Source organism: Pectobacterium versatile, assembly GCF_003932035.1.
In the GTDB taxonomy this organism is placed as follows: Bacteria; Pseudomonadota; Gammaproteobacteria; order Enterobacterales; family Enterobacteriaceae; genus Pectobacterium; species Pectobacterium versatile.
The window spans coordinates 4,010,825-4,029,416 of record NZ_CP034276.1; the positions used below are offsets into that span (position 1 = coordinate 4,010,825).

Genomic DNA, 18,592 nt, shown 5'->3' on the forward strand with positions numbered 1-18,592 from the left:
AAGAGAATGCCATCTGTCCGATGATAGCGCTACACTCCCGCTATCTACTCCTGTCAGGCTGAAACGATGAACATCGTGCGGATACTTTTCTTACCCTTAATACTGATGCTGTCCGGCTGCCAGATCATCCAAGGAAAGCCCGTCGCGGCACCGCCGCCTGCGGAGAAAGCACTCGAAATTCGCTACGCGCAAACCAGCCAGTTGGAAAAAATGGGGACGATTTCGGTTAACGTGCACGGAAACGCTGATGATGTGGATCGCGCCATTCAACAGAAAGCCGATGCCTCCGGCGCACATTATTATGTGATTGTGCTGAAATCCGAGGCCGCGACACTCCCAGGCATATGGTTCGCCCGCGCCGTGCTATATCAATGAATCTAAGGGACATGCAGTAAAACAATACCGGGCAGATCCCCGATATTGTCATGCCACGGCAAATTAATACGACATACACGCCGCATTCAGAATCCCGCCGCTAAGCGAAGCGGCACAGAGAAAGGCTCCAGTGGCGATATCGTTATTCTGGATATGCTGGCTGAGGCGCGGCATATACAGGCGCACAGCGAAATAAATCAGTAATTGCACCACCAGCGCGACCGCACCCCAGGTGATGTAATCCACCAGACTCACCGAATTAATCGCCGCACTGGAAAGCGGGATCACATAGCCAATTAACGCCCCACCAAACCCAATAGCAGCCGTACCGTTGTTCTCTTTAATCAGCGCCCACTCATCATGCGACGTGATGCGGGTGTAGATAAACAGAAAGGCCAGCACCATGGCAAACCCGATAAAGAAATAGGAAGCGAAAGCGAGTAGCGACGTAACAATAGGCATAGCGATATTCCTTTTAAATGAGCCCCGTTGGCGCATCAGCAACAGATAAGGCGAAGGAGGGAGAATTATATACCCTAAATAATTCGAGTTGCGTGAAGGCGGCAATCGCACGAATCCCCAGGAGCTTACTCAGGTAAGTGACTGGGGTGAGTAAGAGCAGCCAACGCACAAGCAGCTTGAAGTATGACGGGTATAGATGATTCTTGCATAGCAAAGTGTTTATACATAACTTTACGTGATAAACAACGCAGGAATCCCCTGCGGAGCACTTTATCCCCCGCTCTTCATATCCGCACAAGTCTCCTCACATTTTTTAAGAAAACGGATAAGCATTGCGCCTGAAATGCCGATAACAGATAAGGCATTTTTTATCAGTTAGATAGTGCCTGTTTCACCTTTATCACCTGCTTTTTATGCAAACACACAACAACAACTAATCCGTTATTGACCTGCGATGACGGTAAATAATTAATGAACGAAAGGAAGAGGTTTATGCTGCGCTGGATGTCATTTCAAAACCTGTCTGTAACGCGAAAGTTATTGGTAGGGTTTGGTTTATTGCTCGTCATGGGGGTCATCCTCTCCATGGTTGGCTTTTACGGATTGCACAATAGCGACCAATCGTTAAAACGCATCAGCCGTCTTGGTGCCATGTATGACAAGACGGTGGTCGCGCGGGAAGGCAACTTTGGTTATGCGCTGGAGCGTAAAGCACAGTATCTGGAACAGCACGACAGTGCGATCGGTAACATTAAGGAAGAGCTGTCCGCGTTGCTGAAAGCGATCGACACGGGCCACTGGCCAGCGGAAGACAAAAGTGCCATTCAGGATATCAATGCATCACTCAGCGCTTATATTTCACAGCGCCAGCAGGTTATGAGCCCGGATGTGAGCCAACAGCGGCTCAGTGAATTGAACGAGCAGATGGCGGTGTTGCAGGAAAACATCAACAAACTTTACTTCACGGAAGAGAGCCGCGCGGGTCGTAATGTCATTAGCAGCGACATACAGCTGGGCGTGATTACGCTGATTGCCATCATACTCGGCCTGACCACAGCCATTGTTATCTCACGGCAGATCGTACGCCCGCTGCATCAGGCGTTACATGCCACCCGTGCGATTGCGGAAGGCGATCTCACCGTGCAACTTCACAACGATCGTCATGATGAATTAGGCCAGTTGATTTCAGCCATGGGGCAGATGAACAGCAATCTGCACAGCATGATTGATAAAATTCGCCTCAGTGCGAACCACATTTCCTATGCCGCAGGGGAAATTTCTGCCGGTAATACCGATCTCTCTTCTCGCACAACGCAACAAGCTGCTGCGCTTGAAGAAACCGCCGCCAGTATGGAGCAGTTGACGTCAACGGTGAAACAGAATGCTGATAACGCCCATCAGGCCAACCGGCTGGTTATGGATGCTTCTGACACCGCGAATCAAGGGGGAGAACAGGTTTCTAAAGCCGTCAACACCATGCACGATATCGCGCAAAGCTCCCACCGCATCGCTGAAATTACCTCAATGATCAACAGCATCGCGTTTCAGACCAATATTCTGGCGCTTAATGCCGCGGTAGAGGCTGCGCGAGCCGGTGAACAAGGGCGTGGTTTCGCCGTCGTCGCCAGCGAAGTGCGTAGTCTTGCACAGCGCAGCGCACAGGCGGCCAAAGAGATCGATACACTGATTGCCGAGTCGGTTTCGCAGATTAATAACGGTGCAGCACTCGTTAACGGCGCGGGGAAAACGATGGAAGGGATTGTCCAGTCAGTGACGCAGGTCCACGACATCATGAAAGACATTACTACCGCTTCTGACGAACAGCATCGCGGCATTTCTCAGGTTGGTCGGGCTATTATAGAAATGGATCAGAACACACAGCAAAACACCGTGCTGGTGGAGCAATCCTCATCTGCCGCTCAGTCGCTGGAACAGCAGGCGATCGTGCTGTCTGACGCCGTTTCCGTCTTCCGGCTTTTACAGCCTTCGCAACACGAGGTTCGCAGACTGACATCTGCTGCATAAGCACTATTTAGAACACCAACCAAAAAAATCAACGAGGTGCCTGATGGCACCTCGTTATTATTGATAGCGACGGCAATTATGCGCGCTGGCGAACGGCTTCAAACAGACACACACCAGTAGCAACCGACACATTCAGTGAAGACACGCTGCCCGCCATCGGAATACTGATCAGTTCATCGCAGTGTTCACGAGTCAGACGACGCATCCCTTCCCCTTCCGCGCCCATCACCAGCGCCAGCGGCCCGGTCAGCTTACTTTGGTATAAAGTATGATCCGCTTCACCCGCCGTGCCGACGATCCAGATATTACGCTCCTGCAACAGGCGCATCGTACGGGCAAGATTGGTCACGCTAATAACCGGTACAGTTTCTGCCGCACCACAGGCCACCTTCTTCACCGTCGCATTCAGTTGCGCGGAACGATCGCGTGGCACAATCACCGCGTGCACGCCAGCCCCATCCGCATTACGCAGGCAAGCGCCCAGATTGTGTGGATCAGTCACACCGTCCAATATCAGCAGGAAAGGCGTTTCCAAATTGTCTAACATCGCAGGCAGATCGTTTTCCTGATATTTCCGCCCTTCTTTGACTTTCGCTACGATCCCCTGATGCACCGCGTCTTCAGCCTGCTTATCCAGCCATTGGCGATTCGCCACTTGAATGACGATGCCCTGCGCTTCCAGCTCCGTAATAACGGACTGAAGGCGACGATCGTCGCGTCCTTTCAGAATAAAGACTTCCAGAAAACGCTGTGGATCGCGCTCAAGCAGTGCCTTAACCGCGTGGATACCGTAAATAATTTCGCTCATTGATACTCTTCAAATTGTGTAAAGCGAGATAACATTCGTCTTGCGGGTTGTAGAGACCGAAGCCTCTACAACGTCAAGCCGTTCGTTATTCCTCAGATTTCTTCTTTGCTCGTTTAGCCTTCGTCGCGGCGGCAATTTTACGCGTTTTTTCCGCGTTCTTTTTCGCTTTATCGCGGTTCTTTTTCGGCTTGGCTTTTGGCTTATCCGATTTCGCGTTGCTATCGCCTTCTTTGCGGAATGCGGCATCCGGCTCAAAGTTTGCCGGCGCTTTACTGGCGCTGCGACGACGTCGAGCTGGTTTGGCCTCACGCGACTCCGGCTTCTTCACACGATCGCGCGCCGTTTTACCTTCGCCACGCACCTTACGCGTGCTGGAAATCAGCGCGAAATCAATGTTGCGCTCATCCATATGAACAGCTTCAACACGAATTTCGACTTCATCACCCAGACGATAAACCTGCCCGCGTGATTCGCCGATCAGCCGCTGGCCGATATTATCGTAGCGGTAGTAGTCATTATCCAGCGTGGAAACGTGCACCAGCCCATCGATAAACAAATCTTTCAGGCGTACGAAGAAGCCAAAACCGGTCACACTGGCGATAATCCCCGTAAAGACCTCACCCACGTGATCCTGCATAAAGTCGCATTTCAGCCAGTCCGCAACGTCACGCGTGGCTTCATCCGCACGGCGCTCCGTCATCGAGCAATGCATACCCAGCTGTAGCATTTCGTTAATGTCACTATGCCAGCCGCCCGTTGACGTCCAGCGCTCATGACGATCGCTCAGCAGATACTTAATCGCGCGGTGCAGCGACAGGTCTGGATAACGACGAATCGGTGACGTGAAATGACCGTAAGACGTTAATGCCAGACCGAAGTGACCTCGGTTCTCTGGGTCATAAATCGCCTGTTTCATTGAGCGCAGCAGCATAGTTTGCAGCATTTCCCGGTCGGGACGTTCAGCCAACTCATTCATCAATTCCGCGTAATCTTTCGGCTGTGGCTTCATTCCGCCTTTCAGCGTCAGCCCCAGCTCGCCCAGTACGCTACGCAGGGCTAAGACATGGTCTTCACTCGGCTGATCGTGTACGCGGAACAGCGCTGGCTCTTCGTTTTTCTCCACAAATTTCGCGGCGGAGATATTCGCCAGAATCATGCACTCTTCGATCAGCTTGTGCGCATCGTTACGCACCACCGCTTCCACACGCTCAATACGGCGTTCAGCGTTGAAAATGAACTTCGCCTCTTCCGTTTCAAACGCGATGCCGCCACGCACTTCACGCGCGTGTTCAAGCGCCTTGTACATACGGTGCAGCTCTTCCAACCCACCGACCAGCGGCTTGTAGTGCTCGCGCAGCTCGGCGTCACCTTGCAGAATATGCCACACTTTGGTGTAGGTCAGGCGCGCATGTGAACTCATCACCGCTTCATAGAACTTATAGGACGACAGCTTACCCTGCGCCGAGACGGTCATTTCACAGACCATACACAGGCGATCGACCTGCGGGTTAAGCGAACAGAGTCCGTTCGACAGGACTTCCGGCAGCATCGGCACCACCTGCGACGGGAAGTACACCGAGGTGCCACGCGCCCGCGCTTCATGGTCGAGCGGCGTATTTGGCCGAACGTAATAGCTCACATCCGCAATCGCAACCCATAAGCGCCAGCCACCGCCGCGTTTCGGTTCACAGTGCACCGCGTCATCGAAATCGCGAGCATCTTCGCCGTCAATGGTGACAAGCGGCAACTTACGCAGATCCACACGGCCTTTTTTCGCGGCTTCCGGCACCTCTTCGGAGAGATCTTTCACCTGCTCTTCCACTTTAGGTGGCCAGGTGTGCGGAATATCATGGGTACGCAGGGCGATATCCACCGCCAGCCCGGTGCCCATGTTGTCACCGAGGATCTCGACGATCTTACCCACCGCTTTCGTGCGGCGCGTGGCGCGTTGTGTCAGCTCAACCACCACCACGAAGCCCATGCGAGCACCGTTAATTTCTTCTTTCGGGATCAGAATATCGAAGCTCAGGCGACTATCATCTGGCACCACGAACCCGACACCAGCATCGACAAAATAGCGGCCGACAATTTGTCCGGTACGCGGTTCCAGCACGCGTACAATGCGCCCTTCACGACGTCCTTTACGATCCGCACCCAGCGGCTGTGCCAACGCCACATCGCCGTGAATCGTCCGTTTCATCTCTTCAGCCGACAGATAAAGATCGTCTTTGCGGCCTTCCACGCGCAGGAAGCCAAAACCATCACGGTGACCAATGACCGTACCGCGCAGCAGATCGAGCTTTTCCGGCAACGCATAGCACTGGCGGCGGGTAAAAATAAGCTGACCATCACGCTCCATCGCACGCAGGCGACGGCGTAGCGCTTCGAGAGCTTCTTCTCCGGTTAATTGCAGATCGGTGGCTAATTCTTCTCGGCTAATCGGGGTATCGCGCTTGGCGATGTGCGCCAAAATATATTCACGACTGGGGATGGGGGATTCGTATTTTTCTGCTTCTCGTTCCAGGAATGGATCTTGTGACATTGCGGTTCCTCCGTTGTCATCAGCAGGAGGCTGAACAAAATTCATTCAACCAACAATAATTTATAAAGCGGCGGGTTTTCTTTGACCATATCAGCCAGTGTGTATTGATCCAGCTCATGCAGGAAATTTTGTACCGCCTGTTGAAGCACCTGCTTTAAGCGACAGGCCGGCGTAATGTGGCAAAACTCTTGGCTACAGTTAACCAGCGTGAGCGGCTCCAATTCGCGCACGACATCGCCAATTCGGATGGTTTCTGCCGGTTTTCCAAGACGGATACCGCCATTCTTGCCGCGCACGGCCATCACCAACCCAGCACGACTAAGTTGATTGATAATTTTGACCATATGATTACGAGACACGCCATACACTTCCGTTACTTCCGAAATGCTGGTCATTTTCCCGCCCGGCAGCGATGCCATGTAAATCAGCGCTCGCAAACCATAATCCGTAAAACTTGTTAACTGCACATAAACCTCGGATACCTCTGGGTATCATTGACTGGCGTATTGAGTACGCCCCTGAAAAACCAACGCTATTAACAGATAATAAACCAGGCGTAAACGCTACGGCTAATTATTTATACCCTTTGTGTTGTGAGAAGCCTGTGTTGAGAGAAACCCGTGTGAGAGAAGCCTGTGTTGCGGGAAGCCTCGCGGCTACGCTCTTCTTGCCCAAGCCTTTTTACGCCTGCCATAGCTTTTTAATTTTATCTCACCGCAACACAGATAACGTATTCTCTCCCGTTGCACACACCACATCCAATGATGACTGGGTTATCACCCACGAAGGCGGCGTAAGGAAAAGGACACCATGGGGTTGAAAAATATTTCTATTCGTACCGGCTTATTAACGTTATTGCTGCTAACCACCCTGTTACTGCTTATCGTCAGCAGCATGGGCGTAGTCGCCATTAAGAAAGACAGGGAAACGCTGACAGCACAAAATCAGATTCAGGGCATTGAGCTGGGCAACCTGATGAGCGGCTATAACCAGACGCTCAGCGCACGTGCCTCGGCAACGCTTGCCGTCAGGAAAATCGAAATCGGCCTGCTGGACGACGGTGCCAAGGAAACTGGGGTCGTAGAGAAACATCTCCGCCAATCGCAGGAAGACATTGAACGCGTGATCAAATCAGCCAATGCCGATCCCAAACAGCAAGCGCTGGCGCAGGACGTGTTGAAAACCTATCAAACCTATTTTCAGCAAGGCATGACGCCGATGCTGAGCGCACTGCAAAAACAGTATACCGACGAATACTATGAAGTTCTGGAAAAACAGCTCGGCCCGCTGAGCGAAGCCTTTGATTTGTCGATCCAGAATTTCCGACAGTATGCTCAGCAACTTTCCGAACAGGGTCTGGCGCAGTCCGAGCACAATGAGCGCCTCATGCTGCTGCTCATTGCCATCGCCAGCCTGTTGTCTATCACGCTGGTGGCATTAGCCTGGGTCGCACTGCGTCACATGCTGCTCAAACCGCTGGACTATGCAATTGAGCAGTTGGAGCAGGTTGCTAGCGGTAATCTGACGCGCCGCCTGATTCAAGGCGGAAACAACGAACTGGGTCGGCTCAATGATGCCATCGGCCGTATGCAAGGGGCGCTGCTGGAGTCGGTTAGCCAGGTGCGTGATGCCAGCACGCAAATCGATCTCGGTAGCCGAGAACTGTTTGAAGAAAACGCCCAGCTTTCCCAACGCACCGAAGAATCCGTTGCCGCACTGGAACAGACAGCAGCGAGCATGGAGCAACTGAGTGCGACGGTGAAACTCAATGCCGATCACGCAGAACTCGCACATCAGCTCGCCAATAACGTCTCAAACACCAGCAGCCGCAGCAACGAGTCCGTCTGTTACGTCATTGAAAAAATGCACGAGATTGCCACCAGCGCCAAGCGCATCAATGACATTCTTAGCGTCATTGATGGCATCGCGTTCCAGACCAACATTCTGGCGCTGAACGCCTCCGTCGAGTCCGCTCGCGCAGGCGAACAAGGCAGGGGCTTTGCCGTCGTCGCAGGAGAAGTCCGTAATCTTGCGCAGCATAGTGCGCAGGCGGCGAAAGAGATCCGTTCGTTGATTCTAGATTCCCAGACTCGCGTATCCGAAGGGCTTGAATTAGCCTCTAAAGCGGGTGAAACCATGGATGAAGTGACCGACGAAATCATCCGTATTACACAATTGATGCGAGATATTTCCACCGCCACGCAAGAACAGCATCGCGGTATTGAGCAGGTTAACGTCGCCTTCACACAGATCGACAAGGTCGCTCAGCACAACGCACAGCTCGTCAAAGCCTCATCTGCAACGACACAGTCGCTGGAGCAACAGTCCCAGCAGTTGATGCGGTCTATGGCGCTGTTTCAGGTAGACCCCCGCCTTTCCTAATTTATTGGTGTATTGCACCGCCTGTGGTCGGCCCAGCGCTGGTCACAGGCCTTTCGCTGAATCGCCCGAGCCCTATTTACGCCGCATATCCTCTCAAGAATCGAATAAATAATGACAGAAGGCAGGAACCCTTTCCCTCCTTAACATACCTATTTCATAGGTATACTTTCAGATAATTTGAGTATTATTTTTTTACCGCTATTCTCTGTTTTTACACATAAGCGTATAAATAGAGTTTCTGCGTGAAAGCGGCAAAATCAATTACGGCAATACATTGAATAAAAAGACAATCAGAGACATCTCTTATTGGTAATATTCATCATGCGTTTTAGGCCATTAATTATATCTCGATATAATATTTATTAATTTAATTAATAGCACGCTATTTTATTAATTCGACCCATTGATTTTCGCGTAAAAAAAGGGGGCAGCCAATCACCCGATAGCATCACAGATGGCTTCATGATAAAAGAGTGCCTCTGAAAACAGCGAATCAAGGGTAAAGACAGAAAGAATATAGGCAAATATAAACATGAATAATCAGTCAGTTGATGTTGATTTGATTACCAGGTTTGACAATGAAGCCAAACTGCTCGCGCTCAATTCCGTTTATGCCATCGCCGAATTCGACCTGGCAGGGAAACTAATTGAAGCCAATCCTCTTTTCTGCAAAATGCTGGGCTACAAAAAAGAAGACATTATTCAGAAAAGCCACACGCTTTTTATGCCAGAAGCACTGCGCCAAAAACACGATCATTTCTGGCACGATGTGATTAAAGGGAATATCAACGCAGGGGAATTCCAACGGAAAACCCAAAAAGGAGACATCATTTGGCTCCATGCGGCTTATACGCCCATTATTGATCATTCAGGTCGCCGCATTGGCGTCATAAAACTGGCGCTTGATATTACTCAGGAAAAGCGTCTGATGTCGGAGCACCGGGCACAGCTAGACGCGATTGAAAATTCGCAAGGCGTGATCGAATTTGATAAAGACGGCTATATTACCCACGTCAATAAACACTACCTGATGCTGACGGGCTACGAAGAGAAAGAAATTCTCGGCCTGCACCACAAATCACTCTGCGATCCCCTTTATACCGAACAAGCCGACTATCAAACATTCTGGGAAACCTTGCATCGCGGTCACCCTATCAGCGGGCGCTTCCATCGACTGGGCAAAGGCAACCATTCATTCTGGATACAGGCGACCTACAGTCCGGTCATGGATAGCGACGGTAATGTGAGAAAAATCATTAAATATGCTCACAACATCACGCAAAACGTCGAAACCGAAAAGAAAGCCCATCAGCAAGGCATCATTCTCGATATCCTGCTGTCAGTTCACGACAGCTTTCTGCTCGACCACAATCTGCCTTCCGCCTGCGATAAAGTCTTTGAGCGACTGCTCAGCGTCACCAACAGTACCTTCGGCTTCATTGCCACATTGCAGGAAGATGAAGACGGCCAGTCGCTCTATCTTCCCGCGATTTCCAACCTGGCCTGGGATGAAGAAACCCTGAACTGGTACAGGCACCAGCGCAGAACCCACGGCGGCCTGAGACTCCGTAAACTGGATAATCTGTTTGGCCACGTGGTGACCCACAATACGGTGGTGTGCACCAATAACCTGCTGAGGCAAAAGGCCGGCCGGGATCTTCCTCCCATCCATCCCGCACTGTATTCCCTGCTTGGGATTCCAATTACCCACAATGGCAAAGCGATCGGGATGATCGCGCTGGCCAATCGCCGGGAAGGTTACGATCAAACGATGATCGAACTATTGGCACCACTGGTGAAAACCCTCGGCATCATTATGCATGCGCGTTCGCTTGAGGATGAACGCACGCAGATAGAAGCGTCTCTGCGCTTTAACGCGGGACATGATTTTCTTACCGGACTGCCGAATCGCAGCAGCTTCTTTGAACAGGCCAGCGCCTTTTTTCTACTCAAGCAGCAAAGCCAACACACCGACAAAGGCTGTCTGGCGATTATCGATATCGATTTGTTCAAAAACATTAACGATCAATACGGCCATCTGGCTGGCGATGCCGTCCTGAAAGAGCTGGCAATGCTCATGCGCATGTCGCTGCGTCAGGAAGATCTGGTCGCCCGCCTCGGCGGAGAAGAGTTCATCATCCTGTTAAAAGAGGTCTCTTATCAAACGGCAGTGGTAACGATTGAGCGTATTCGTCAAGCGATTGAGCAACATACGCTGGAATACGATCGCCAGAACCTACGTTTCACGATCAGCGCTGGCATTGCCGCCTACCGTTCCGATCTTGCTTCCGTTGAAGAGTGGATTCAGTTAGCCGATGAAAACCTCTATGCAGCTAAACGGCAAGGTCGCAACTGTGTGAAATAAGCCCATCCCGACAGCGCTGCTGGTAGCTTTGCTCGAACGTTTGCATTCCCGCAGCGGCTCCCGTCTGAATCAGGCCGGGGAGCTGGTGCGTTTTCCCTTCCCGAATCAGGTTGCTGACTGCCGCGGTGGCGGTCAGTACTTCATAAAGCGCAATGCGGCCACCGTGTGCCGCAGGCAAGAGTGTTTGCGTCACCACCGCCTGCAAACAGGTGGCTAACTGGCTGCGAACATAGGCTTTTTCTTCACCAGGAAAGACGTCAATCAGACGATCGACCGCCTGCGATGCGCTACGGGTATGCAGCGTCGACAACACCAGATGGCCGGTTTCCGCCGCCGTCAGCGCCAGCCGAATCGTCTCCGTATCGCGTAGTTCTCCCAGCAGAATGACATCGGGATCCTCCCGCAATGCGGCCCGTAATGCCTGCGAAAACGACGCGCTGTGCGCACCGATCTCCCGCTGTTGAATCAGGCAGCGTCGGCTGGCATGGATAAACTCGATCGGATCCTCCAGCGTAATCACATGGCGATCGCAGCGGTCGTTTAACGCCCCAAGCATGGCCGCCAGCGTTGTGGATTTGCCGCTCCCCGTCGCACCGGTAATCAGGAGCAGTCCGTTCGGTTTCTCCAGCAGCGTCGAGAAAACGGGTGGCGCGTGTAGCGCGTCCAATGAAGGCTGAGCGGATGGAATAACGCGCAGCGCCGCAGACAGCCCTTCCCGCTGGCGAAACACGTTAACCCGCAGGCGTTGCCCATCAGGCAGCATTAATGCCCCATCCACCTGACCAGCCTGCCGCAGTTGCTCGCGCTGAGCCGGTTCGAGCCAGGCATCGCACCATTGTGCCACCTGATCCGGCGTTAAACGTGGTAAGGTATTTTCAGGCTGTAGCCGCCCGTCCACACGCAACACCGGCGGGTGACCGCTACAAAGGTGCAGATCCGAGGCATTATGTTTTACACTACGCGCCATCCACTCATCCAACTCCATAGATTAACCTCCTGAATAACCATGACGACAATCCAGCAGAATCTACAGGACATCCGGCAGCAAATCGCCACCGCCGCCGCGCATTGCGCGCGGGCACCAGAAGAAATTACGCTACTTGCAGTCAGTAAAACCAAACCTGTGAGCGCGATCGAAGAAGCCATTGCGGCAGGGCAACGGGCATTTGGCGAGAACTATGTTCAGGAAGGCGTGGAGAAGATCCATTATTTCCAGGAAAACCACCCGGACACGCCGTTGGAGTGGCACTTTATCGGCCCGCTACAGTCAAATAAAAGTCGGCTGGTGGCTGAGAATTTTGACTGGTTTCACACCGTGGATCGCCTGCGCATCGCGCAGCGTCTGAGTGAACAACGTCCAGCCACCTTGCCGCCGTTAAACGTTCTGTTGCAGATTAATATCAGCGGCGAACCAAGCAAATCCGGCATTATGGTCGATGAACTCGCGGAACTCGCCACCAGCGTCGCCGCACTGCCCAACCTGCGCCTGCGAGGCCTGATGGCGATTCCGGCACCGGAAACCGATTATGAGCAGCAGCTTGCTGTTTTCAAGCAAATGACCGTGCTGTTCCAAACGTTGTCTGCAAATCATCCGCATATTGATACACTTTCTATGGGGATGACGGACGACATGCGTGCGGCGATTACCGCAGGCAGCACATTGGTGCGCATTGGTACGGCAATCTTTGGCGCGCGCGACTATTCAGCCAAAAGCGTATAAATAAACAGTCAGTCAAAAACGAATCAACAGCAGGGCACGCCCTGAACGGCACGTCATCTTTGACAGAATACAAACGGAACAGGTGATCAGCGATAATGCAGATGCAACAACGTAAAATAGCGTTTATTGGTGCCGGGAATATGGCGCAGGCCATTATCGCCGGATTGGTCAACGGCGGTTATCCCGCTCAACACATCAGCATCTGCGCGCCTTCGGGTAAGAACCGCGATGCGCTGGCTGCGCAGTATGGCGTGATCAGTAGCGCGGACAATGTACGCTGCGCTCAGGAAGCCGACGTCATTGTGCTGGCCGTCAAACCGCAGATGATGGCAACGGTTTGCGAACCGCTACGTGAACAGGTCAACTTCAGCGGTAAGCTGGTGCTCTCGATTGCGGCAGGCATCAACATCGCCCGTTTTCAGGCGCTGCTGGGCGAGCCACTGAATATCGTGCGGATTATGCCAAATACGCCGTCTCTGGTCGGCAAAGGCATGAGCGGGATGTATGCCCCCGCCTCCGTCAGTCAGGCGGATAAAGACTTCACCGCACAGCTGATGCAGAGCGTCGGTAAAATTTGCTGGGTGGATAGCGAACAAGGTATTAACGGCGTGATCGCCGCAGCGGGCAGCGCACCGGCCTATTTCTTCCTGTTTATGGAAGCAATGCAGCAGGAAGCCATCCGTCAGGGGTTCAGCCAGGCAACGGCTCGCCTACTGGTGCAACAGGCCGCGTCCGGCGCTGCCGCACTGGTTGAAGCCAATCCCGATACGCCGCTATCGACCCTGCGGGAAAATGTGACGTCCAAGGGCGGTACCACGGCAGAAGCCTTGCGGGTATTTAACGAACAGCAGTTGACGCAAACCGTGGCTGAAGCCATGCAGGCGGCAATTGCTCGCGCACAGGAAATGGAAACGCTTTTTTAACCAAAGCGGGTTCCCCGATTCTTTATCTTATTAAGGAAAAGACGTACTTATGCTCACGCTGACTTTTCTGGTCAAAACGTTGGTCGACCTCTATGTAATGGTCCTGCTGCTACGCATCTGGATGCAGTGGTCACGCAGCGATTTCTATAACCCGCTGTCGCAGTTTGTCGTCAAAATCACCCAGCCGATTGTCGGGCCGCTGCGCCGCATTCTGCCGTCGTTAGGGCCGATTGACAGCGCCTCGCTGCTGCTGGCCTTTATTCTCACGACGATCAAATACCCGTTACTGCTATTAATTCAGGTTGGTGCGATTTCCCTTAGCCCAATGAACCTGCTGGTCGGGCTCATTTCGCTAATTAAATCCGCAGGCTATCTGGTTTTCTGGGTCATCATCATCCGTTCTATTATGAGCTGGGTCAGTCAGGGCCGTAGCCCCATCGAGTATCTGCTGCATCAGTTGACCGAACCGCTGATGGCGCCGCTCCGCCGCATTATTCCGGTTATGGGCGGCATCGATTTCTCCGCGATGGCGGTGATTCTGATTCTGTATATGCTCAACTATCTGGGCATGGACCTGTTTCCGGGGCTGTGGTTTCTGCTGTGAGTGCCATTACCCGCCACGGCGATGCGCTGGTGATTCGGCTGTATATTCAGCCGAAAGCCAGCCGGGATCAGATCGTGGGTTTGCATGGCGACGAACTGAAAGTCGCCATCACCGCTCCGCCGGTTGATGGGCAGGCCAATGCCCATCTGACCAAATTCCTCGCCAAACAGTTTCGAGTCGCCAAGAGTCTGGTCGTGATTGAAAAAGGCGAACTCGGACGGCATAAACAGATTAGAATTACCTATCCGCAACACATCCCGGCTGACGTCGCGGGCTTCATTGAATAAACACGATTGAATAAATACGCAGGACAAGACGATGCAAAAAGTGGTTTTGGCTACCGGAAACCCCGGTAAAGTGCGCGAGCTCGCCAGCTTGCTGGCCGATTTCGGTCTGGATATTGTGGCGCAGACCGAGCTGGGCGTGGATTCCGCCGAAGAAACCGGCCTGACCTTTATCGAAAACGCCATCCTGAAAGCACGTCATGCGGCACAAATTACGGGACTGCCAGCGATTGCCGATGATTCCGGTCTGGCTGTCGATGCACTGGGCGGCGCGCCGGGCATTTACTCGGCACGTTACGCGGGCGTGGATGCCAGCGACCAGCAAAATCTGGATAAGCTGCTGCTGACACTAAAAGACGTACCGGACGAGCAGCGCCGCGCCAGCTTCCACTGCGTGCTGGTGTATCTGCGCCACGCGGAAGACCCGACGCCGATTGTCTGCCACGGTAGCTGGCAGGGTGTGCTGACGCATGAAGCTGCGGGCAGCGGCGGCTTCGGCTATGATCCGATCTTCTTCGTGCCAGAGCTGGGTAAAACGGCAGCGGAGCTGACGCGTGAAGAGAAGAACGCACGGTCTCATCGCGGTCAGGCGCTGCGCCTGCTGCTGGATGCGCTACGCAATGCTTAAGCTGCCCCCGCTCAGCCTGTACATCCATATTCCGTGGTGCGTACAGAAATGTCCGTACTGCGACTTCAACTCTCACGCACTGAAAGGCGACGTGCCGCATCAGGAATATGTCGATCATCTGCTGGCGGATCTGGATGCCGATTTGCCGCTGGCAAGCGGTCGTGAACTGCACTCGATCTTTATCGGCGGCGGCACGCCCAGCCTGCTGAGTGCAGAGGCAATGCAGGCGCTGCTCGACGGCGTGCGGGCGAGAATTCCGCTAACGCCGGATGCCGAAATTACGATGGAAGCCAATCCCGGTACGGTTGAAGCCGACCGTTTCAGCGGCTATCAGCGCGCGGGGATTAACCGCATCTCCATCGGCGTGCAGAGTTTCGATCCGCAAAAGCTGACGCGTTTAGGGCGTATTCACGGCCCGGACGAGGCCAAGCGCGCCGCGCACCTGGCGACCGGTCTGGGATTACGCAGCTTTAATCTGGACTTGATGCACGGCTTGCCGGATCAATCGCTGGAAGAAGCGCTGGACGACCTGCGTCAGGCCATTGCACTCAATCCGCCGCATCTGTCTTGGTATCAGCTGACTATCGAGCCTAATACGCTGTTTAGTTCGCGCCCGCCGACTCTACCGGACGACGACGCGCTATGGGACATCTACGAGCAGGGCCATGCGCTACTGAGCGCGGCGGGTTACCAGCAATATGAAACCTCCGCCTACGCCAAACCGGGCTACCAGTGTCAGCACAACCTGAACTACTGGCGCTTCGGTGACTATTTGGGGATCGGCTGCGGAGCACACGGCAAGCTAACCTTCAGCGACGGCCGCATTCTGCGCACGGTAAAAGTCCGCCATCCTCGTGGCTACATGCAGGGCACGTATCTGGATAAACAGCACGACGTCGCCAACGACGATCGGCCTTTTGAGTTTTTCATGAACCGCTTTCGCCTGCTGGAAGCCGCCCCGCGCGAGGATTTCACGGCGTACACCGGTCTAGAAGAACACAGCATCCGCCCACAGTTGGATCAAGCGCTAGCACAAGGCTACCTGACGGAAACCGCCACGCACTGGCAAATCACCGAACACGGCAAACTGTTTCTGAACTCCCTGCTGGAACTGTTTCTGGCGGAAGAGTAACGATAATTCTGTGGGCACGTTTTCTCTGATAAACCTGCCCACCGCTTCCCACCCTATCCCTCCCTTTTGCAATGCTTACAAACCTTATGTCGAGCCGCCTCCCTTTTCCATCACGCGCCGCTTGTCCGCCGAGCGGAAATCCTTTTTCCTTGTGCTGGACGACAATTTCATCTTTAAGTACGCTACGTGCTTCTAGTAAGAATAAATCTTACATCTGAGAATCGGGAGGCATGATGGCCAGAACCATGACAATTGACCTTGGAGATGAACTTCGCCATTACGTGGAATCGCTGGTGGAATCCGGTGATTACCGCACACAAAGTGAAGTCATTCGGGAAGCGCTGAGAATGCTACGGGAAAAACAGGCGGAGTCAGATCTGCAAACACTGCGTCATTTACTCGCTGAAGGGATAAACAGCGGAGAGCCACAGGAGTGGAATAAAGATGAGTTCTTACAAAAAATCAGAAACAGGACGCGAACGGCCACCCGATAAAATCAAGCTAACCCCGCTGGCGCAACGCGATCTGGAAGCAATTTACCTCTACGGTTTACAGCATTTTAATGAGGAAAGCGCCAACACCTATCTGGAAACCATCGAACACGCGTTTAACGCTATCAGGCACAACAAGATAGGCATCGAACGTAGGGAACTTGGGCCAGGCTTGTACTCATTTCCCGTCGTCAGACATACGCTATTTTTTCTGTACGAAACAGATAGCGTCATTGTTGTTCGAATACTCCATCAGTCGCAGGACATTGTGCGCCATCTTAAGTGGCTATGAACCCTTTCTTGCAACCATCGGTTGAACTCACAGCAAGAAGCGGATATAAAAATGTAGTATGTTAGTCAAAGGGAAGCAGGTCACCAGCTCTCCTTACAACAATCATCTCTCACACTCCTAAATGTATTCTGAATACGCTGATAGGTACTTCTTTTTCAATATTAAGATCAAAATTTATCCTGATGTACCCTTACACTTGCAGCAGCGGAGAGTGTAACGATTCCGCTGGCTGCACTTGCTAAGCTTTTTCCATGGCATTAATAAAATAACTATTTTCGAGATATTGATACCAATGCTCGAAAGATTCATCTTCGCCTCGAGGGGCATAAGAATTGCCGTTCTTATATAGTTGGCCACCAATTAGATAGTGAGACACCCTTATCTTCAATACATTATTTTTAATAGAAAGACTATTTAGCTTAGAACTTTTACTTCCTTCATCAATGAAATAAAAATAGACATGGTGATTTGTTTTTGAAAGTTCAAAGAGTTTCTGAAAGGTATCTTTATCCGGATGATGGGTACGTACTACTTCAATAATAATGTTTGGATAAGCCGAACGTGGGAAGAACTTGTTTCTATCTCTTCCCCCTATGTCGGGTTGAATATAAGATCCCTCATGAAATGCGATACGTGCATCCTTTTCTTTATACCACTGAAAATCACTGTCGTTCAGAGGACTAAAAATCACTTGCTCTTCATATTTTCGGTCTTCAGCAAAAACATATGTAGAGAACTTAACAGATTCAATATTTTGGTTATTTAGCTCATCATATAAGTAATTCACACAATCATCGTGCGTTGGATTATTCTCAGCTCTACCTAACCTTTTACCGAAAGATGGATTTCCTACTTTTCTAAAATGGGGGGCGTTATCATTTCTAACAGGTACCACAATACAATCATCTTCATTAAGAAGGGGCTCCTCTTTCATTCTCGGATATAAAGTCTGATCAAAGATATCGCACTCCGAGTAATCTCGACCTGAGATTAGTCCTCTTGGCATATGTTCTCCTTAAGCTTAACAGTTAAGACTTCTAAATAAAATTTTAGTTTTGATATTAAAAAACTTATAAAACAAATACAATCAATAGGTTATTATGAATCCACGCCGTTTACAACAGGATGTTATTGTGACTCCATAATAATCAAGATGATCTCCGTTAATCTTTACTCAGTGGTGCTCAAATCACTTGAATTAACCATAATGATATTTTCGCTATTGGCACAAAACTGCCCGTCAGATTAGGTTTAGCTCCGCGCAGCAACAGTACCAACTCAGGCCAGATCTAATACACATCAGCCGCAACATAATCTCAAACAATATCAGCTGGTTCAGTGCTATCGAGGATTGAATTTTTACCTGCGGTTATGACACAGTAGAAACCTGTCACGCTCTGTTTATCAACAACCTGCGGGTAACGATGATGAAACGTATAACAACGATCGTAGTAGCGTTGCTGGTCACAGCAACATTGAGCGGCTGTAACACCACACGCGGCTTTGGTCAGGATGTGCAGAAACTGGGTAGCAAAATTTCTCACGCTGCCAGTTAACCC

19 protein-coding genes are annotated in these 18,592 nt (G+C 51.8%); 13 read left to right on the forward strand and 6 right to left on the reverse strand.

Translation table 11 applies throughout. The annotated features are described in order from the left end of the window. Positions 1–66 precede the first annotated feature (66 nt). Positions 67–375, forward strand: a complete 309-nt coding sequence (bsmA, locus tag EIP93_RS18195; RefSeq protein WP_125233075.1) for a biofilm peroxide resistance protein BsmA — start codon at positions 67–69, stop codon at positions 373–375. A gap of 63 nt (positions 376–438) precedes the next feature. On the opposite strand, the gene EIP93_RS18200 is transcribed toward bsmA, so the two are convergent. Further along, positions 439–837, reverse strand: coding sequence for a DUF350 domain-containing protein (locus tag EIP93_RS18200; RefSeq protein WP_040032595.1), 399 nt, complete (start codon positions 835–837; stop codon positions 439–441). 492 nt (positions 838–1,329) lie between these two features. Here EIP93_RS18200 and EIP93_RS18205 point away from each other — a divergent pair, with 492 nt between their 5' ends. Continuing rightward, positions 1,330–2,862 (forward strand): methyl-accepting chemotaxis protein, encoded by a 1,533-nt coding sequence (locus EIP93_RS18205; RefSeq protein WP_052439677.1) that lies wholly within the window; start codon positions 1,330–1,332, stop codon positions 2,860–2,862. Positions 2,863–2,938: 76 nt separating this feature from the next. Here EIP93_RS18205 and rlmB read toward each other — a convergent pair whose 3' ends face one another. The 3 genes from rlmB to nsrR all read right to left on the reverse strand — a co-directional run bounded on the left by rlmB (position 2,939) and on the right by nsrR (position 6,679). Further along, on the reverse strand, positions 2,939–3,670 hold the full coding sequence (rlmB, locus tag EIP93_RS18210) for a 23S rRNA (guanosine(2251)-2'-O)-methyltransferase RlmB (protein WP_040032596.1): 732 nt from the start codon (positions 3,668–3,670) through the stop codon (positions 2,939–2,941). Between the two features lie 85 nt (positions 3,671–3,755). Further along, positions 3,756–6,212, reverse strand: a complete 2,457-nt coding sequence (gene rnr / locus EIP93_RS18215; RefSeq protein WP_125233076.1) for a ribonuclease R — start codon at positions 6,210–6,212, stop codon at positions 3,756–3,758. A gap of 41 nt (positions 6,213–6,253) precedes the next feature. Continuing rightward, positions 6,254–6,679: a nitric oxide-sensing transcriptional repressor NsrR gene (gene nsrR / locus EIP93_RS18220; protein ID WP_109225256.1), complete on the reverse strand. Its 426-nt coding sequence runs from the start codon at positions 6,677–6,679 to the stop codon at positions 6,254–6,256. 343 nt (positions 6,680–7,022) lie between these two features. Here nsrR and EIP93_RS18225 point away from each other — a divergent pair, with 343 nt between their 5' ends. Together EIP93_RS18225 and EIP93_RS18230 are read left to right on the forward strand one after the other, a co-directional pair. After that, positions 7,023–8,594, forward strand: coding sequence for a methyl-accepting chemotaxis protein (locus EIP93_RS18225; RefSeq protein ID WP_103971948.1), 1,572 nt, complete (start codon positions 7,023–7,025; stop codon positions 8,592–8,594). Between the two features lie 532 nt (positions 8,595–9,126). Beyond that, positions 9,127–10,959 (forward strand): sensor domain-containing diguanylate cyclase, encoded by a 1,833-nt coding sequence (locus EIP93_RS18230; RefSeq protein ID WP_125233077.1) that lies wholly within the window; start codon positions 9,127–9,129, stop codon positions 10,957–10,959. Here the strand turns inward: EIP93_RS18230 and EIP93_RS18235 are convergent. Further along, positions 10,928–11,944 carry a type IV pilus twitching motility protein PilT gene (locus EIP93_RS18235; protein WP_125233078.1) on the reverse strand — a complete coding sequence of 339 codons (1,017 nt, stop codon included), beginning with the start codon at positions 11,942–11,944 and terminating at the stop codon, positions 10,928–10,930. The genes EIP93_RS18230 and EIP93_RS18235 overlap by 32 nt on opposite strands. Before the next feature lie 21 nt (positions 11,945–11,965). Here EIP93_RS18235 and EIP93_RS18240 point away from each other — a divergent pair, with 21 nt between their 5' ends. The 8 genes from EIP93_RS18240 (at position 11,966) to EIP93_RS18275 (ending at position 17,033) form a co-directional block, all read left to right on the forward strand. Continuing rightward, a complete protein-coding gene (locus EIP93_RS18240) occupies positions 11,966–12,679 on the forward strand; it encodes a YggS family pyridoxal phosphate-dependent enzyme (RefSeq protein ID WP_125233079.1) in 714 nt (237 codons plus the stop codon). A gap of 101 nt (positions 12,680–12,780) precedes the next feature. Continuing rightward, positions 12,781–13,602 carry a pyrroline-5-carboxylate reductase gene (proC, locus tag EIP93_RS18245; protein ID WP_125233360.1) on the forward strand — a complete coding sequence of 274 codons (822 nt, stop codon included), beginning with the start codon at positions 12,781–12,783 and terminating at the stop codon, positions 13,600–13,602. Positions 13,603–13,651: 49 nt separating this feature from the next. Next, a complete protein-coding gene (locus tag EIP93_RS18250; RefSeq protein ID WP_010295003.1) occupies positions 13,652–14,206 on the forward strand; it encodes a YggT family protein in 555 nt (184 codons plus the stop codon). After that, the gene (gene yggU / locus EIP93_RS18255; protein WP_103942383.1) at positions 14,203–14,493 is read left to right on the forward strand and encodes a DUF167 family protein YggU; all 291 of its coding nucleotides are present in this window, start codon (positions 14,203–14,205) and stop codon (positions 14,491–14,493) included. Before EIP93_RS18250 ends, yggU begins: the two co-directional genes overlap by 4 nt. A gap of 31 nt (positions 14,494–14,524) precedes the next feature. After that, positions 14,525–15,118 carry an XTP/dITP diphosphatase gene (locus EIP93_RS18260; RefSeq protein WP_125233080.1) on the forward strand — a complete coding sequence of 198 codons (594 nt, stop codon included), beginning with the start codon at positions 14,525–14,527 and terminating at the stop codon, positions 15,116–15,118. Then, positions 15,111–16,250, forward strand: coding sequence for a radical SAM family heme chaperone HemW (gene hemW, locus EIP93_RS18265; protein WP_125233081.1), 1,140 nt, complete (start codon positions 15,111–15,113; stop codon positions 16,248–16,250). Before EIP93_RS18260 ends, hemW begins: the two co-directional genes overlap by 8 nt. A gap of 233 nt (positions 16,251–16,483) precedes the next feature. Next, positions 16,484–16,744: a type II toxin-antitoxin system ParD family antitoxin gene (locus tag EIP93_RS18270; RefSeq protein ID WP_072040255.1), complete on the forward strand. Its 261-nt coding sequence runs from the start codon at positions 16,484–16,486 to the stop codon at positions 16,742–16,744. Further along, positions 16,695–17,033 carry a type II toxin-antitoxin system RelE/ParE family toxin gene (locus EIP93_RS18275; protein WP_125233082.1) on the forward strand — a complete coding sequence of 113 codons (339 nt, stop codon included), beginning with the start codon at positions 16,695–16,697 and terminating at the stop codon, positions 17,031–17,033. The genes EIP93_RS18270 and EIP93_RS18275 overlap by 50 nt, the downstream gene beginning before the upstream one ends. A gap of 238 nt (positions 17,034–17,271) precedes the next feature. Here the strand turns inward: EIP93_RS18275 and EIP93_RS18280 are convergent, their stop codons facing one another. After that, positions 17,272–18,039 carry a hypothetical protein gene (locus EIP93_RS18280; RefSeq protein ID WP_125233083.1) on the reverse strand — a complete coding sequence of 256 codons (768 nt, stop codon included), beginning with the start codon at positions 18,037–18,039 and terminating at the stop codon, positions 17,272–17,274. A gap of 421 nt (positions 18,040–18,460) precedes the next feature. Here EIP93_RS18280 and EIP93_RS18285 point away from each other — a divergent pair, with 421 nt between their 5' ends. Continuing rightward, complete coding sequence (locus tag EIP93_RS18285; RefSeq protein WP_039347108.1) at positions 18,461–18,589, forward strand: entericidin A/B family lipoprotein; 129 nt, start codon at positions 18,461–18,463, stop codon at positions 18,587–18,589. Positions 18,590–18,592 lie beyond the last annotated feature (3 nt).

Coding starts and splice junctions, on each gene's coding strand:
- bsmA (WP_125233075.1), top strand. CDS start 67: ATGAACATCGTGCGGATACTTTTCTTACCCTTAATACTGATGCTGTCC.
- EIP93_RS18200 (WP_040032595.1), bottom strand. CDS start 837: ATGCCTATTGTTACGTCGCTACTCGCTTTCGCTTCCTATTTCTTTATC.
- EIP93_RS18205 (WP_052439677.1), top strand. CDS start 1,330: ATGCTGCGCTGGATGTCATTTCAAAACCTGTCTGTAACGCGAAAGTTA.
- rlmB (WP_040032596.1), bottom strand. CDS start 3,670: ATGAGCGAAATTATTTACGGTATCCACGCGGTTAAGGCACTGCTTGAG.
- rnr (WP_125233076.1), bottom strand. CDS start 6,212: ATGTCACAAGATCCATTCCTGGAACGAGAAGCAGAAAAATACGAATCC.
- EIP93_RS18225 (WP_103971948.1), top strand. CDS start 7,023: ATGGGGTTGAAAAATATTTCTATTCGTACCGGCTTATTAACGTTATTG.
- EIP93_RS18230 (WP_125233077.1), top strand. CDS start 9,127: ATGAATAATCAGTCAGTTGATGTTGATTTGATTACCAGGTTTGACAAT.
- EIP93_RS18235 (WP_125233078.1), bottom strand. CDS start 11,944: ATGGAGTTGGATGAGTGGATGGCGCGTAGTGTAAAACATAATGCCTCG.
- EIP93_RS18240 (WP_125233079.1), top strand. CDS start 11,966: ATGACGACAATCCAGCAGAATCTACAGGACATCCGGCAGCAAATCGCC.
- proC (WP_125233360.1), top strand. CDS start 12,781: ATGCAACAACGTAAAATAGCGTTTATTGGTGCCGGGAATATGGCGCAG.
- EIP93_RS18250 (WP_010295003.1), top strand. CDS start 13,652: ATGCTCACGCTGACTTTTCTGGTCAAAACGTTGGTCGACCTCTATGTA.
- EIP93_RS18260 (WP_125233080.1), top strand. CDS start 14,525: ATGCAAAAAGTGGTTTTGGCTACCGGAAACCCCGGTAAAGTGCGCGAG.
- hemW (WP_125233081.1), top strand. CDS start 15,111: ATGCTTAAGCTGCCCCCGCTCAGCCTGTACATCCATATTCCGTGGTGC.
- EIP93_RS18270 (WP_072040255.1), top strand. CDS start 16,484: ATGGCCAGAACCATGACAATTGACCTTGGAGATGAACTTCGCCATTAC.
- EIP93_RS18275 (WP_125233082.1), top strand. CDS start 16,695: ATGAGTTCTTACAAAAAATCAGAAACAGGACGCGAACGGCCACCCGAT.
- EIP93_RS18280 (WP_125233083.1), bottom strand. CDS start 18,039: ATGCCAAGAGGACTAATCTCAGGTCGAGATTACTCGGAGTGCGATATC.
- EIP93_RS18285 (WP_039347108.1), top strand. CDS start 18,461: ATGAAACGTATAACAACGATCGTAGTAGCGTTGCTGGTCACAGCAACA.